The 13990-nt window shown below is 66.4% G+C and carries 10 protein-coding genes; 4 read left to right on the top strand and 6 right to left on the bottom strand.

The window, feature by feature from the left end; translation table 11 throughout:
- Positions 1-63: 63 nt before the first annotated feature.
- On the top strand, positions 64-966 hold the full coding sequence (locus BMZ47_RS00365) for an SDR family oxidoreductase (protein ID WP_091857467.1): 903 nt from the start codon (positions 64-66) through the stop codon (positions 964-966).
- A 59-nt stretch (positions 967-1025) separates the two neighbouring features.
- Here the strand turns inward: BMZ47_RS00365 and BMZ47_RS00360 are convergent, their stop codons facing one another.
- Positions 1026-1397, bottom strand: coding sequence for a VOC family protein (locus BMZ47_RS00360; RefSeq protein ID WP_091857465.1), 372 nt, complete (start codon positions 1395-1397; stop codon positions 1026-1028).
- An 85-nt stretch (positions 1398-1482) separates the two neighbouring features.
- Here BMZ47_RS00360 and BMZ47_RS00355 point away from each other — a divergent pair, with 85 nt between their 5' ends.
- Positions 1483-1914, top strand: coding sequence for a MarR family winged helix-turn-helix transcriptional regulator (locus BMZ47_RS00355; protein ID WP_244536697.1), 432 nt, complete (start codon positions 1483-1485; stop codon positions 1912-1914).
- Between the two features lie 240 nt (positions 1915-2154).
- Here BMZ47_RS00355 and BMZ47_RS29245 read toward each other — a convergent pair whose 3' ends face one another.
- A complete protein-coding gene (locus BMZ47_RS29245; protein ID WP_091857461.1) occupies positions 2155-5988 on the bottom strand; it encodes a PAS domain S-box protein in 3834 nt (1277 codons plus the stop codon).
- Positions 5989-5994: 6 nt separating this feature from the next.
- Entirely contained in the window at positions 5995-6195 is a 201-nt protein-coding gene (locus BMZ47_RS00345; RefSeq protein WP_091857459.1) for a type II toxin-antitoxin system ParD family antitoxin, read from the bottom strand.
- Positions 6196-7279: 1084 nt separating this feature from the next.
- On the opposite strand from BMZ47_RS00345, the gene BMZ47_RS00335 reads away from it, so the two are divergent.
- Complete coding sequence (locus tag BMZ47_RS00335) at positions 7280-9931, top strand: sensor domain-containing phosphodiesterase (protein WP_091857455.1); 2652 nt, start codon at positions 7280-7282, stop codon at positions 9929-9931.
- Positions 9932-10303: 372 nt separating this feature from the next.
- Here BMZ47_RS00335 and BMZ47_RS00330 read toward each other — a convergent pair whose 3' ends face one another.
- Positions 10304-11026, bottom strand: a complete 723-nt coding sequence (locus BMZ47_RS00330; protein ID WP_091857452.1) for an SDR family oxidoreductase — start codon at positions 11024-11026, stop codon at positions 10304-10306.
- A gap of 106 nt (positions 11027-11132) precedes the next feature.
- Here BMZ47_RS00330 and BMZ47_RS00325 point away from each other — a divergent pair, with 106 nt between their 5' ends.
- The gene (locus BMZ47_RS00325; RefSeq protein ID WP_091857450.1) at positions 11133-12116 is read left to right on the top strand and encodes a LysR family transcriptional regulator; all 984 of its coding nucleotides are present in this window, start codon (positions 11133-11135) and stop codon (positions 12114-12116) included.
- A 399-nt stretch (positions 12117-12515) separates the two neighbouring features.
- On the opposite strand, the gene BMZ47_RS00320 is transcribed toward BMZ47_RS00325, so the two are convergent.
- Both BMZ47_RS00320 and BMZ47_RS00315 read right to left on the bottom strand, forming a co-directional pair.
- Positions 12516-13325 (bottom strand): IS5 family transposase, encoded by an 810-nt coding sequence (locus BMZ47_RS00320; RefSeq protein ID WP_091857448.1) that lies wholly within the window; start codon positions 13323-13325, stop codon positions 12516-12518.
- A gap of 45 nt (positions 13326-13370) precedes the next feature.
- Positions 13371-13919: an invasion associated locus B family protein gene (locus BMZ47_RS00315; RefSeq protein WP_167368975.1), complete on the bottom strand. Its 549-nt coding sequence runs from the start codon at positions 13917-13919 to the stop codon at positions 13371-13373.
- Positions 13920-13990 lie beyond the last annotated feature (71 nt).

Below are 13990 nucleotides of genomic sequence, written 5' to 3'. Positions count from 1 at the left end.
CGTATTTTACGATGATGCCAGCCGCTGGACAGTGGGCTCTCCCCACAACGCGGACAGTCATCCATGCGTGTATTCCTCACCGGCGCCACCGGATTCATCGGCTCGGCGCTCATCCCGGAACTCGTCGCCGCCGGGCATCAGGTCGTCGGGCTGACGCGGTCCGAGGCCGGCGCTACGGCGCTGCGCACGGCGGGGGTCGAGCCGCATCGCGGCGACCTCACGGATCTCGGCAGCCTGCGCGACGGAGCCGCCCGGGCCGACGGCGTGATCCACGCCGCGTTCGACCATGACGACTTCTCGGACTTCGTAGCCAATTGCGAGAAGGACCGGCGCGCGGTCGAGGCCCTGGGCTCCGCGCTCAAGGGCTCGGACCGGCCCCTGCTGATCACGTCCGGCGTGGCGATGGGCTGCCCGGCGCCCGGTCGCCCGGCCACCGAGGACGTGTTCGACAGGGACCACCCGAACCCCAGGGTCGCCTCCGAACGGGCGGGTGAGGCGTTGCTGGACGCAGGCGTCAACGTGTCGGTGATGCGGCTCCCGCAGGTGCACGACACCGTCAAGCAGGGTCTCGTGACCTACCTGATCGCCCATGCCCGGGCCAAGGGTGTCTCCGCCTATGTCCGCGACGGCGCGAACCGCTGGGCGGCGGGACCGAGGCGCGACGTCGCCCGCCTCTACGTGATGGCCCTGGAGCGTGCCGAGGCGGGGGCCCGGTACCATGCCGTCTCCGAGGAGGGCGTCCCGCTCCGAGCCATCGCGGAAGCCGTCGGCCGGGGTCTGGGCGTCCCGGCGGTCTCGGTGGCGCCCGACGCGGCCGCCGCGCATTTCGGGTGGCTGGCGGGGTTCGCGGGGGCCGACATGACGGCGTCGAGCGCGCTGACGCGGTCCCGGCTCGGCTGGCAGCCGGGCGGAAGAAGCCTCATCGCCGACCTCGACGCGATGGATGACGCCCGCGGGACGGCGTGAAGCGCTCCCGTCCGCCCGTACCGTCCGCGACGGTCGGGCGTCCGGATGGCGCGCTCCAGCTATGGCCGCGCGACGGTGTGCGGCGTGATCGTGTAGCCGAACGGGTCACGGAACGCGAAGTAGCGGCCGAACGGCCCGTCCTTGGGCGGGAAGACGATCGTCGTGCCCCGCTGGGCTAGTTGATCGTGCAGGGCGTCGGCGTCGTCGCAGCCGAACCAAATGGCGATGCCCCGGCCGAGGTCTTCCGTGTCCCCCAGGTCGATCACGGGCGTCCGGACGGCGAACGGGATGGGCTTGGTGTCGAAGACCACGGCGCCGGGCGGACTTTGGGCGGCAGCCTTCAACCCGACGATGTCTGTGTAGAAGGTCCGCGCGGCCTCGATGTCGACGACTTGGATGCCGATGAAATCCGGTCCGATCAGATGGGGCACGATGGGTCTTCCCTGGGCCGACGTTCGAGGCTATTGTCAGGCCCCTGATAAGTATAAGGGTACTGATATGTCAAGCGAGGCCGCCGTGTCCGGCAAGGCCGATCCGTACGGGACGCTCGGGTTTGCCTTGAAGCAGGCCCAGCACGCGCTCCGCCTCCGTCTGGACGCCGAGCTCCGCGAAACCGGGCTGACCATGCCGCAATATGCGGTCCTCGCCTGCCTGCAGGGCACAGCGGGCGCGTCGAACGCCACGCTCGCGAGGAAGGCATTCATGACCCCACAGACGATGCAGGCGATCCTCGTCGCGCTTGAGCGCAACGGCTTCATCGTGCGGACTGCCCACCCCGAGCACGGGCGCGTATTGAAGACCGAACTGACGGCGTCCGGTCGTGGCATCCTGGACAGGGCTTCCGGGATCGTGGCCGATGCGGAAGATCGTGTCCGGACTGCCGTGGCGCCGCTCGACCCCCGGGTCGTCACCGCGACGCTGCTACGGATCGCGGATGCGCTTCGTTAGGCGGCCCGCTTCAGCGCGAGTCCAACGTCCGGTCCTTCTATCCCACGTCCCGAAGCGGACCGGCGGAAAGCCACCCTAAGCGGTCGATCCGCTATCGACTCAACCCGGCCGCCTGGATCGGCATGGGCGCTTCCCATAAGCGGTCATTGGTCGGCCGCCCGGCAACTTCGGCTAGGGGTGGGGAACGGACTTTGGCCTTTCAGCGGGAAGCGGACGTTCCGCCTACGATCCTTGGTGTGCTCACGGTGAGTGGATGAGATCTTTGATCCGCGAGGCGAGCGCTTCCATCGCGAACGGCTTGGTCAGCACCTGCATACCGGGCTCCAGGTGCCCGTTGCCGAGAAACGCATTCTCCGCGTAGCCGGTGATGAACAGCACTTTGAGGTCGGACCGCCGCTCGCGGCCGGCATCCGCCATCTGTCGCCCGTTCATGCCGCCGGGTAGACCGACGTCGGTGACGAGCAGGTCGATACGCACGTCCGACTGCAAGACCTTCAGCCCGGCGACGCTGTCGGCCGCTTCGATCGCCGTGTAGCCGAGATCCTCCAGGACCTCGGTCACCAGCATGCGAACGGATGGCTCGTCGTCGACGATGAGTACCGTCTCGCCGTCTTTGGCACGCGCCACCTCCGCGAGCATGCCCACGGCGTCAGCCTCGTCGGTCTCCCCGTCGTGTCGTGGGAGATACAGGCACACGGTCGTCCCCATGCCGACCTCCGAGTAGATCCGTACCTGGCCGCCCGACTGGCGTGCGAAGCCGTAGATCATCGACAGGCCGAGCCCCGTGCCCTCGCCCAGCGGCTTGGTCGTGAAGAACGGCTCGAACACCTTGGCGATCACCTCAGGCGGCATACCGGTCCCGGTGTCGGTGACGCACAGCGACAGGTACTGCCCTTCCGGGATCTCATGCTTGATCGCGGCCGGTCGATCCAACCACTTGTTGGCGGTCTCGATGGTAATCCGGCCGCCGTCCGGCATCGCGTCCCGGGCATTGATGCACTGGTTCAACAGAGCGTTCTCGAGCTGGCCCGGGTCGATCAACGTGGCCCACAGCCCCGCCGCGCCGACCACCTCCAGCGTGATCTGCGGCCCGATGGTGCGCCGGATCAGATCCTCCATCTCCACCACCAGGCGGTTGACGTTGGTGGGCTTGGGGTCAAGCGTCTGGCGGCGCGAGAAGGCCAGCAGGCGGTGGGTGAGCGCGGCGGCACGCTTGGCCGCGCCCTGGGCCACCGTCATGTAGCGGTCAAGGTCGTTGAGCCGCCCCTGGCTCATCCGGGTCTGCATCAACTCCAGCGAACCGGAGATGCCGGCGAGCAGGTTGTTGAAGTCGTGCGCCAGACCGCCCGTGAGCTGGCCGACCGCCTCCATCTTCTGCGACTGGCGGAGCAGCTCCTCGGCCTTCATGAGCTCCGCCGTACGTTCGGCGACGTGCTGCTCCAGCGTCTCGTTAAGGGCGCGAAGATCCGCGGCTGCACGGTCGCGCTCGGCCTCCACGGCACGCCGTGCCTCGACGTCGAGGAGAACGCCGGGGAAGCTAAGCGGCGTCCCGTCCGGCCCACGGTCGACCCGGCCATTCGCCTCCAGCCAGTAGTACTTCCCGTCCGCGCGCCGGGTGCGGTACTGGTGAGCATAGGCGCCGCCCCGCGCGATCGCCTCGTTGATCGCCTCGGCCAATCCCGCCTGGTCGTCGGGGTGAACGGTCGCGACGATCTGGGCGAGCGGGATACCGTCTCGACCGAGCGCTGGGTCGAGGCCAAAGGCACAGGCGAATGCCTCGTCGATGGTGAAGCGGTCGGTCGGCAGATCCCAGTGCCAAGTGCCGATGATCGCCCCGGCTGCGAGAGCGAGCTGGACGCGCTCCGCGTTCTCACGCGCGTGCGCCTCGCTGGCGCGCAGGCGCTCCTCGGCCAAACGCCGGCCGGTGATGTCGTTGAAGAAGATTGCGATCTGCCGTTCGACCGGATCGCCGACCGGGACGGCCCGGACCTCGAACCAGCGCCCAAACGCCTCGGCATAGTTCTCGAAATTGGCCGGCTCTCTCGTCTTGGCGACCCGCCCGTAGGTCTCGAACCAGAAGCGCTCAAGGTCCGGGGCGAACTCCGTGACCCACTTCCCGCGCAGATTGACACCGGCTTCTCGCTCGAAGGCGGGATTGGCCTCGACGAAGCGGTAGTCCACCGGCTGATCATCGGCGTTGAATTTGACCTGGACGATGGCGAACGCCGCCTCGACCGTGTCCAGGATCGTCCTGAACCGCTCGTCGCTGCGCGCCAGGGCGTCGATCGCCTGCCGCTGCTCGGTGACGTCACGGGCTATGCCCGAGAACCGCACCGGATGCCCGGCGGGGTCGCGTTCGATCTCACCCTTGCGGGCGATCCAGCGAAGCTCGTCGGTGTCCGGACGGCGGATACGATACTCGACATCCCGGGGCGGCTCGCCCTCTCGCCGGGTCTCCGCCGTCGAGATGAGGTGCGCGTCCTCGGGGATGATCAGTCCCTCGAACGCTGTCGCCGGGTAGCTTGCCCGCTCGGGCAAGCCGTAGAGGCGGCAGAACTCCGGGGTCGGTGTGAGGACGTTGTCGGTCAAGTCGATGGTGAATAGGCCGACACCGCCCGCCGCCTGCGCCTGACGTAGGCGCGCCTCGGCTTCCGCGAGCGCTCTTCCCGCTAAGTGCTGCTCGGTGCGATCGCGCAGGATTTTGACGAAACCGATGGCGGCGCCGGTCTCATCGCGCACGGCCATCATCTCGCCGCTGGCCCAGAACCGCTCACCGCCCTTGCGCAGATGCCAGCGCTCGTCGACCCCACGACCCTCGGTCAGGGCGCTGTGCATCTCCTGTGCGGGGATGTCTGCAGCTCGGTCCTCGGGCGTGAAGAACACGTCGGCAGGCTTGCCGCAGACGTCCTCAGGGGTCCAGCCGAGGATGCGCGTCGCCCCCTCGTTCCAGTTAGTCACATGCCCGTCGAGGTCGATCACGACGATGGCGTAGTCGGTGGCGCTCTCGAACACCGCCCGGTAGCGGCTCTCGCTCGCCTGCACTGCGCGTTGAGCGGCAGCCTCACGGGCTTCGATCAGTCCGGCCGAGGCCGCACCGGCAAACAGACGGGCGACCTGCAGGTCCCGCTCCGTGAAGGCGTCCGGTCGGGTCGATTGCAGCTTCAGTACGCCGATGCTCTTGCGCCCGCGGAACACCGGCACGGTCACGCACGAGCGCAGCTTCATTCGCTCGGCCCGGAGCTGATTGACGCGCATGTCGACCTGCACGTCAGGCACCAGCAACGGCTTGCGGGACTGGAAGCAGGCCCCTGACAGGCTGCCCTCCAACGGCACGCGCCGGCCCTGGAAGGCTTTGAGGGTGCCAGCGACGGCTCGGTATTCGAGCTCCTTGCCGTCGACGAGCTCGACGGCGGCGCCGTCAGCCTCGGACACGGCTTCCATGGCGCCGTCGATGAGGATCTTCAGGATGGCGTCGAGATCGCCCCCGGCTTCCGAGATCGCGGTCTGCGTGCGGTGGAGCGTCTCGCGGGTGCGCTGAACCACTGCCTGCTCGGCCAGCAGTGCGTCGCGCTCGCTGACCGACCGCTTGAGGTCGAGCTGGCTCATCACCTGCCGGGCGAGCGCCTTCAGGTTGCTGGCCTGAGGCTCCGTCAGGCCGCCCGGGCGGGGCTTCGTGTCGATGACGCATAAGCTGCCGATGACCTGCCCCTTAGCAGTGCGCAGCGGCGCGCCGGCATAGAACTGGATGTACGGATCGCCGATGACGAGCGGGTTCGTCTGGGTGCGCCGGTCGGCCGTGAGATCCGGGATGACGAGCAGGTCCGGTTCGGCCAGCGCGTAGGCGCAGACCGAGCTGTCGAGATCGGATTCGCAATGGGGAAACCCGACATTGGCCTTGAACCATTGACGGTCGGCCGCCACGAGGCTGACCAGCGCCACCGGGGTCTGGCACAGCTGGGTGGCCAGTTGCACGATGTCGTCGAAGCCCTCCTCGGGCACTGTGTCGAGGATGTTGTGGGCGTCGAGCGCGGCGAGCCGGACCGGATCACGGACGATATCAGCGATGGCGGACATGACGCTTCAGACCGAACCGCGCTCGGTCGCTGACCGCCCAACCACAGGCGGAGCGCTGAGTATCGCGCCCTCACGGTCGATCTGTAGGCGCAGAGCCGAGCGGACGACCTCGCTGGCGCTGGTGTAGCGTCCCGAGGCGACCTGGGCCCGGATGTAGGCCTCCAGCTCCTTTGTCAGGGCGATGCAGCGTGTGGGGGTTGCGGACATGGACCGCCGTCGCACGGCTCGGCGGAGCTATCAATCCTTATGGGTGACGGCGGCCTTCAACTCTTCGCCAGCACCGATCTCGATAGTTTTTCCGTTTCCGGTGCCAATCGCGGCACGGGCGCCTTTCATCCGGACCAGTCGTACAGCCCTACTTCTTGACGCGCCTGGGAGCGGACCTTCCGACCTTCTGCAACGGGTCGTGAGCGGCCGGAGCGGCTACGTCCGCTTCGCTGCCCCGTCGCTCAGAAGCGGACCAGCCGAAATCCACCCATCACAGACGTTCTTGTAGGCCATCCGCAACGACGTGATCTGGCCGGAAGCAGCTGGTCCGCTTCGGAGCAGGTGCGTTGGAAAAGCGGACAGCCTCCTATCGACCCAAACTCGCCGCTCAAGGCTACTCGCGCTGGGCCCGAAAGCGGTCATTCGGCCAACTGCCGTCCTTGCAGCAGCGAACCCAATAATGGCCGTTCGCCCGTCCGCGGCCGCGTTCGAACCGGAAAAGAAGTGCCTCGGCCGGGTGCGGTCATTCAATCACTATTGGCGTTTCGTTCAGGAGGCCTGGGACATCCTGCCGGATCGCGTAACGATGCGTGCGAGCGACATCACGCTCTGGATCAGTGCCGATTTGGTCCAGGAGCCCTACCAACATGGGCAGATCCAGAGCTTGGACACAGTCAGGAAGCGATCAAAGAGCTGATGTACCGCAAGCGATATCTCGTGAGCGATGGCGACGACGACGAGGATGCGGCTGAGGAGCGAGCAAATTGTCTTAGGAGCGACATATCTTCCTTCTTCCCCTAGTGGATACCGAGACCAGTATCATCCCCTTCACGCCGGGTAAGAAATACAAGTGGCTTTCCGACGAAGCCTGGCGCAATCGAAACCACGCCCTGTCCGCTCGACGAGGAGCCCGCGAATGTCCCTGAGCGTGAAGGGGTTAAGCCACCGCTGGCACCTTCCGTTCGTTGGCGGGCTTAAGAGGGCTGTTGCTCGGGGACAGGTCTGTTCTCAGCGTACAATCGTCGGCAGCGATCCAGGCAGGATTAAGGATCGATTAAGCCGCCGTGAGCGAGACATCGCGTAAATGTTGGTTTCAAAAATGGTGGATCGCTCGATCCTGGAGTTCACGCTGATGAACACCCCCTTGTTGCGATCTTCCAATGAGGCCGAGCGCCTTGCCGCCCTGCGTGACCTGAACATCCTTGATACCGCACCGGAGACCCAGTTCGATGCGATCTGCCGTACGGCCCAGGTCTTGTTCGGAATGCCGATTGCCCTGGTCTCGCTCCTCGACGAAGACCGCCAATGGTTCAAGGCGCGCTGCGGGCTGAGCCACGACGCAACGTCCCGGGACGTCGCATTCTGCAACCATACCATCCAGGCCGACGAGGTCCTCATCGTCGAGGATGCCCGTGACGATGCCCGGTTCAAGTCGAACCCCCTGGTCACGGGGGAGCCGGGCATCCGCTTCTATGCCGGCGCACCGCTGATCCTAAGGTCCGGCATCCGTGTCGGATCACTCTGCATCATCGACACCGAGCCGCGACGCTTCTCGAGCGAGCAGGGCCGCCAGCTCCGCGACTTGGCCGAGGTCGTGACCGCGAACCTGCGCGTCTACCAGGATCGTACCGAGCACCGCCGCGTGGCGGCGACGCTGGCGGAGACCGATGATGCGTTGCGCGACGCCCGATCCCGCTACGCCTCACTCGCCGATGCCCTGCCGCAGATGGTCTGGACCGTCTCGCCCGAGGACCGTGTCACCGCCTACCGGAACGCGAGCTTCCGTGCCTACTACGGCGAGGCCGACGGTTCGCGCGGCCGGGCCCACAGTCGCAACCATCCGGGTGACGTCGACCGCATGTCGAGCGCCTGGGAGGCCGCGGTCTCGGGCAAGCAGGCTTTCGAACTCGAAGGTCGCCTCAGGCGGCATGACGGGGACTACCGCTGGCACCGGATCGTCATGATCCCGCTGAAGCGCAGCGGAGAGGTGATCGAGTGGCTCGGTACGGCGCTCGATATCGACCACATCATCGCGGCACAGACCGCGCTGAAGGCGACCGGAGACCTCCTGCGTCTCGCCCAGGAGGCGGCCGAGGCGGGCATCTGGGAGTGGGACATGCGCGACGACGTCGTCCGGCTCTCATCGATGAGCGCCCGCATGCACAACCTTCCGGTACCGGTCGGCCAGGACGCGATGGAGATCCCGCTGGCCGATTGGAAGGTGCAGGTCCATCCCGACGACCTTCCTAAGGTCTGGGACGAGGTAAAGCGCGCCATAGCCGATCGGACCACGTACAGCTGCGAGTTCCGCATCGCCAATCCTGCGGTCCCGGCCGAACCGCGATGGATGCAGTCTTTCGGTCGCATGCTCGACGACGCGGCCGGCGAGCCCGTCCGCTGCGTCGGCCTCCAGATCGACATCACGGATCGAAAAGTCTCCGAGGCGCGCATCGCTCACGTCGCGAGTCACGACAACCTCACCGACCTACCCAATCGCGTGGTCTTCCACGCGACGCTCGAAAGATGCCTCGCGGATCTCGGAAACGGTCAAGCCGCGCTGCTCTGCCTCGACCTCGACCGCTTCAAGACCGTCAACGACACGCTCGGACACCATGCCGGGGACAGGCTCCTACGCGTCGTCGCCGACCGTTTGAGGGACTCCGTCGGGAATGATGGCGTCATCGCGCGCCTCGGCGGGGACGAGTTCGCGATCATCCTGCCGGGGGCGGGGCTTGAGACCGCGCAGGCGCTCGCACGGACCGTCATCGACGCCATCGGCCAACCGATCCATCTCGGCAGCCAGGTGGTGACCATCGGCGCGAGCATCGGGATCGCGCTCGCACCGGAACATGGACTGGAGGTGGATCTCCTGCATCGCCATGCCGACCTCGCCCTCTACCGGGCCAAGGGGGCCGGACGGAACAGCTCCCAGGTCTACACCAAGGGAATGGACGAAGCCCTGGAGTACAGGAACAAGCTTGAGTTCGACATGCATCTCGCCCATCGCAAGGCGGAGTTTCGGCTGTATTACCAACCCTTTGTCGCACTGACGGACGGGCAGGTCCGTGGCTTCGAGGCTTTGATGCGCTGGCCGCATCCGATCCGCGGGATGGTCTCGCCGGCCGAATTCATCCCGATCGCAGAGGAGACCGGCCTGGTGGTTCCCCTCGGGACCTGGGCACTGGAGGAGGCCTGTCGCTTCGCCGCGTCGTGGCCGATCCAAGCGCGCATCGCCGTCAACGTCTCGGCGGTCCAGTTCCAGCAGCCCGGCCTTGAAGCGGCCGTTGCGAACGCCCTTGCGGTCTCCGGTCTCGCGGCCAACAGGCTCGAACTGGAGATCACAGAGAGCCTGATGATACAGGATGGCGACGCAGTCATCGCCTGCCTGCATAGGCTTCGGTCCATCGGCGTCCGCATCGCCCTGGACGATTTCGGGACGGGGTACTCCAGCCTCAGCTACCTTCGGCGCTTCCCGTTCGACAAGATCAAGATCGATCGGTTGTTCGTACGCGAGATCGACGACCCCGACGCGCAGGCCATCGTCCGCGCCGTGGTCAGCATCGGCGAACGTCTTGGGACCGCGATCACCGCCGAGGGTGTCGAGACTGAGGATCAACTCGCCCTGGTGACCCAAACGGGATGCACGGAGGTTCAGGGTTTCCTGTTCGGCAAGCCGATGACGCCGGAGCAGGCTCTGGCTTTTATGAGAGAGCAAACCCCGCGGAAGGCGGCGTGAAGCAGCCGTCATGCTACAACCGCAAGATCAATGTCTGCTTGAGGACGGGACGCGACTGAAAGCAGCCAGACCGTTTCCCACCCAACCCGGTCATTCATAGGTGCCGGCTAATGCGACTGGTGCTGGCCGAAAGCCGTCTGTCCGCTTCGGAGAAAGTCCGCGGGAAAAGCGGACAACCTGCTACCGACCCAATTCAGCCGCCGGAAGCGCTGCCGGCGTTCCTCCGAAGCGGCCGTTCGTCAGCCGTCCGGCAACTTCAGCTCGGGGTGGCTTCCAGACCTTCAGCCAAAACCGCCGGAATGATCCTCGTCCCCGACCGCTGCCGTTGGTGCAGAACGGTCGGGCATCGAACTCCTCCTCTGCGAGATGATGTCAGACGAGGCGGGCGCCCCCATCGATGTGTAGGGTCTCGCCGTTCATGAAGCCATTGCTCATCAGGAAGACGACCGCCGCGCCCGCCTCCTCGGCCGTGCCGAGGCGTCGCTGCGGCAGCTTCTCGGTCAACGCGGTCACGTAGGCGTCGCGGTGGGCGCCGAGCGTACGGGCCAGGAGCGGGGTGTCGGTGGTGCCCGGCGATAAGGTATTCACCCGTATCGGTGCCAGTTCGAGCGCGAGGCCGCGCGCGAACGCCTCCATCGCGGCTGAAGCAGCCGCCAGCACGGCGGTGCCCTGAGCGCTGGGGCGGTCTGCCAGGGCGCCGGAGATGAAGGTCACGGAGCCGTCCGGCGCAAGTCGGCCGTCCAGGGTGCGCAGCGTGTGGAGCGCCGCCCAGATCCGCTCGTCGAAGGCCCGCTTGAGGTAGTCAATCTCAGCCTCCAGGATCTTTCCGGCCACGAACGTGCCGGCCAGCAGTACGAGGTGGTCCACATGCGGGATGTCGGCGAGCGCCGCAGCGATGGTCTCTGGCCGGGTCACGTCCGCGGCGCGCCAGCCGTTGAAGCCGTTCTCCGCCGCCACGCGCTCGGCACCCTCGGCGTTGAAGCCGACCACTATGACCTTGGCGCCCGCGGTATTGGCCTGCTGAGCGGCCGCGAGGCCGATACCCGAGGTACCGTCGAAGATGACGACGGTGCGGTCCTGGAGAGTGCTGGTCATGACGATGATCCTTCTCGGCGCCGCGGCTGCAGCGCCTATAGGAAAAAGAATGGATCATCGCTTCGAGCTTGATAATCAGGCTCGTCTTCGTTTCAATCTTGCCGTCATGGAACAGATTGGTCTCGACCGCCTCACCGGCATCATCGCCTTCGCGCGCTCGGCCTCGCTCGGCAGCTACACTGCCGCCGCACGCTCCCTCGGCATCTCGCCCTCGGCGGTGAGCAAGAGCGTGCAGCGGCTGGAGGAACGGCTGGGCCTGAGCCTATTCACCCGTACCACGCGCTCGCTGACCCTGACGCCGGAAGGCCGCGACCTGCACGAGCGGGCGCTTCGTCTCCTGCGCGAGGCCGAGGAAATCGAGCAGGCCGCCGTGGCAGCGCGCTCCGAGCCGGCCGGCACCCTGAAGGTGACGGCGCCATTCCCCATCGGGGTACATCTAGTTGCCCCGGCGCTGCCGCGCTTCCGCGAGCGCCACCCAGGGCTATCCATAGACCTGCGCCTGGGCGACCGCTTCGTGGACCTGATCGAGGAGGGCATCGATGTCGCGATCCGGGTAGGCGAGCTCGCGGACACGCGCCTAATCTCCCGGCGCCTTGCGCCGCATCGGCTCGGCGCCTTCGCCTCCCCGAGCTACCTGCAGCGGCGCGGCACGCCGGTGCATCCGGATGAGTTGGTCCGCCACGACTGCGTGAACTTTCGCTTCCAGAGCACGGGCCAAGCTCTGCGCTGGCCGTTTCAAATCGGCGGCCGCACGGTCGAGATTATGCCGAACGCCAGCATCGTCACTGACTTCAGCGACGCCGTGGCGGCCGTCTTGGTAGCCGGTGGCGGCATCGGCGTCTCACCAACTTACATCGCTGCTCCGTACGTCGAGCAGGGCGTGCTGGTGCCGGTCCTGCAGGAATTCGTTGTCGAGCGTTCCGTAATCACGGCGCTATGGCCGGAGAGCCGGCGCGGCAACCCGAACGTGAAAGCCTTCCTGGTTTTCCTCGGGGAGGTGTTTCCGTCCCCGACACCTTGGGACAGGTTGCTCTCCGCACGGGGCGGAGACAAGCAGGATGCCAGCCCGATGGGCGCGAGGCCCGCATGAACGTGCTGGCGTCATGGCCGCTTGAGCGGCGTCCGTCTCTCCTCGACGCGCTCGGTCATGGGAACTGAGTTGCGGACGCGGAACTAACTCCCGATGCGGCCGACCGCATCGGCGGGCCTCTGGTCACTCTCGCCACAGTCCAGCAGCTGCCGGTGCCACCCAGTTTGACAATCGCCGCGGCGGCGCTCGAACTGCCCGTGGGCATCGTTTCGCCGGAGAGGTTCGCAGAGGATACCGCCACGGTCACGGTCTGACCGATAGCAGCCCAGCGACATGGCGATGCGGCCTGCGCGGGCGAACCTTCCTGTCGCCGCATCAGCGGAGCGACATCCGATGCGGAAGTCGCATGACGCCGACGGATGATAGCCCCGGATGTCAGACTCCGCGATCTAGAGGCTGTTATGAACCTGTGGCGAGTTGAGCGGGCTTTTTGAGCATGAGGCAGACGAAAGCGACGAGGTGCAGGTCTGCCAGGGTGCTTGCATAGCGCTCGTAATCTTTGACGAGCCTGCGAAAGCGTGTGGCCCAGGCAAAGGAGCGTTCGACGACCCAGCGGCGGGGCAGGAGTACGAAGCCCCGCTTGGCCTCGGGCAACTTTACCACCTTCAGTTCGATGCCGTGCGCGCGGGCTGCCGCGGCCGGCTTCTCGCCCGTGTAGCCCTGATCGACGAAGGCGACCTCGACGCTCTCGCTCGTGGCTGCCTGCACGGCCTTGGCCAGCCGGCCAACCTGAGCCCGATCATCAGCATCGGCGGGTGTGACATGCAGCGCCAGAAGGTGGCCGAGGGTATCCACCGCCATGTGCAGCTTCGAGCCCTTCTTGCGCTTAGCCCCGTCGTAGCCGGCCCGCTCGCCGCTCTCGGGTGAGGAGCGCAAGGTCCGGCTGTCGAGCACGGCCGCGCTCGGCTCCGGTGGGCGACCGGCCGCCATGGGCAGCACCGCACGCAGGTCCTCGGCCAGCTGCTCGAAACAGCCGGCCGCCAGCCAGCGCTGGGCCTGCTGATACACGGCAAACCAGGGCGGCAGGTCGTGGGGCATCAGCCGCCACGGGCAGCCGCTCCTGACCACGTAGCGCAGGCCGTTGAACACCTCGCGCAACGCATGCTCACGCTGACCGGCATCCTCACGCAGCAGCGTCAGGTAGGGCGCAACCAGCGCCCACTCCTCATCGGAAACATCGGACGGATACGGCTTGCGGGTCGCGCTCATCCCCGCTCATCTGAGCATCAGCCCGACCCAGGTCCATAACAGCCTCTAGCTCGGGGTAAATTTTCGTCGCAAGCTTTTGATTGCAAGTGCAAGCCCGTCCAATGACGACGATATATCGACTCTCGGCGATTCGTCTGTTTTCCAGTAATGGATCTTTACGGTGCCCTTATCACGGATCTGGCGCATCATCATCGGGTCGACTGGCAGAAAGCCGACGCACAGGCTGGCGTCGCAGGCAGTGAGACGAATTACCGTTGCAGCACCCCCGAAATTCAGCGTGACGGAGCGGGCGGGGATGCCCGTCACCGGCGCGCGCACGACGAAGACCGGTTCGCCTGATGCTGTGGCAGCGATTGACCAACTGAAAACCAAGTTCCCGTCCGGGGCAGCGATCGATTGGACGATGTTGCAGACCTGACGGCCTTTCGATTCGTCGCAGATCAATGTCCAAGTCAGGAACCGTTCGAGGACGCGGCGAATGCCCGGGCTGACCGGGGCCCCGTCGACGGGCTTCACCTGATAGGGCAGCGCGGCGGACGGTAGCTCCTCGGTCAGGCTGCCGCGCAGAGGCGACTGCGCCTGTGCCGCCGACAACAGGCCGACCCCGAGGAGGAGCGCGCATGCGCATCCCGGTCGCCATGACATCCGCGGTGGCCCCACGCTGT

Source organism: Methylobacterium brachiatum, from assembly GCF_900113845.1.
Taxonomy (GTDB): Bacteria; Pseudomonadota; Alphaproteobacteria; order Rhizobiales; family Beijerinckiaceae; genus Methylobacterium; species Methylobacterium brachiatum.
Note: the sequence above shows the minus strand (reverse complement) of the source record. Positions and strands in the feature narration are given on the sequence as shown.

Excerpts from the sequence above, each read along its gene's own strand:
- BMZ47_RS00345 (WP_091857459.1), bottom strand. The coding sequence starts at position 6,195 with ATGTCCGCAACCCCCACACGCTGCATCGCCCTGACAAAGGAGCTGGAG.
- BMZ47_RS00320 (WP_091857448.1), bottom strand. The coding sequence starts at position 13,325 with ATGAGCGCGACCCGCAAGCCGTATCCGTCCGATGTTTCCGATGAGGAG.
- BMZ47_RS29245 (WP_091857461.1), bottom strand. The coding sequence starts at position 5,988 with ATGTCCGCCATCGCTGATATCGTCCGTGATCCGGTCCGGCTCGCCGCG.
- BMZ47_RS00335 (WP_091857455.1), top strand. The coding sequence starts at position 7,280 with ATGTTGGTTTCAAAAATGGTGGATCGCTCGATCCTGGAGTTCACGCTG.
- BMZ47_RS00325 (WP_091857450.1), top strand. The coding sequence starts at position 11,133 with ATGGAACAGATTGGTCTCGACCGCCTCACCGGCATCATCGCCTTCGCG.
- BMZ47_RS00330 (WP_091857452.1), bottom strand. The coding sequence starts at position 11,026 with ATGACCAGCACTCTCCAGGACCGCACCGTCGTCATCTTCGACGGTACC.
- BMZ47_RS00365 (WP_091857467.1), top strand. The coding sequence starts at position 64 with ATGCGTGTATTCCTCACCGGCGCCACCGGATTCATCGGCTCGGCGCTC.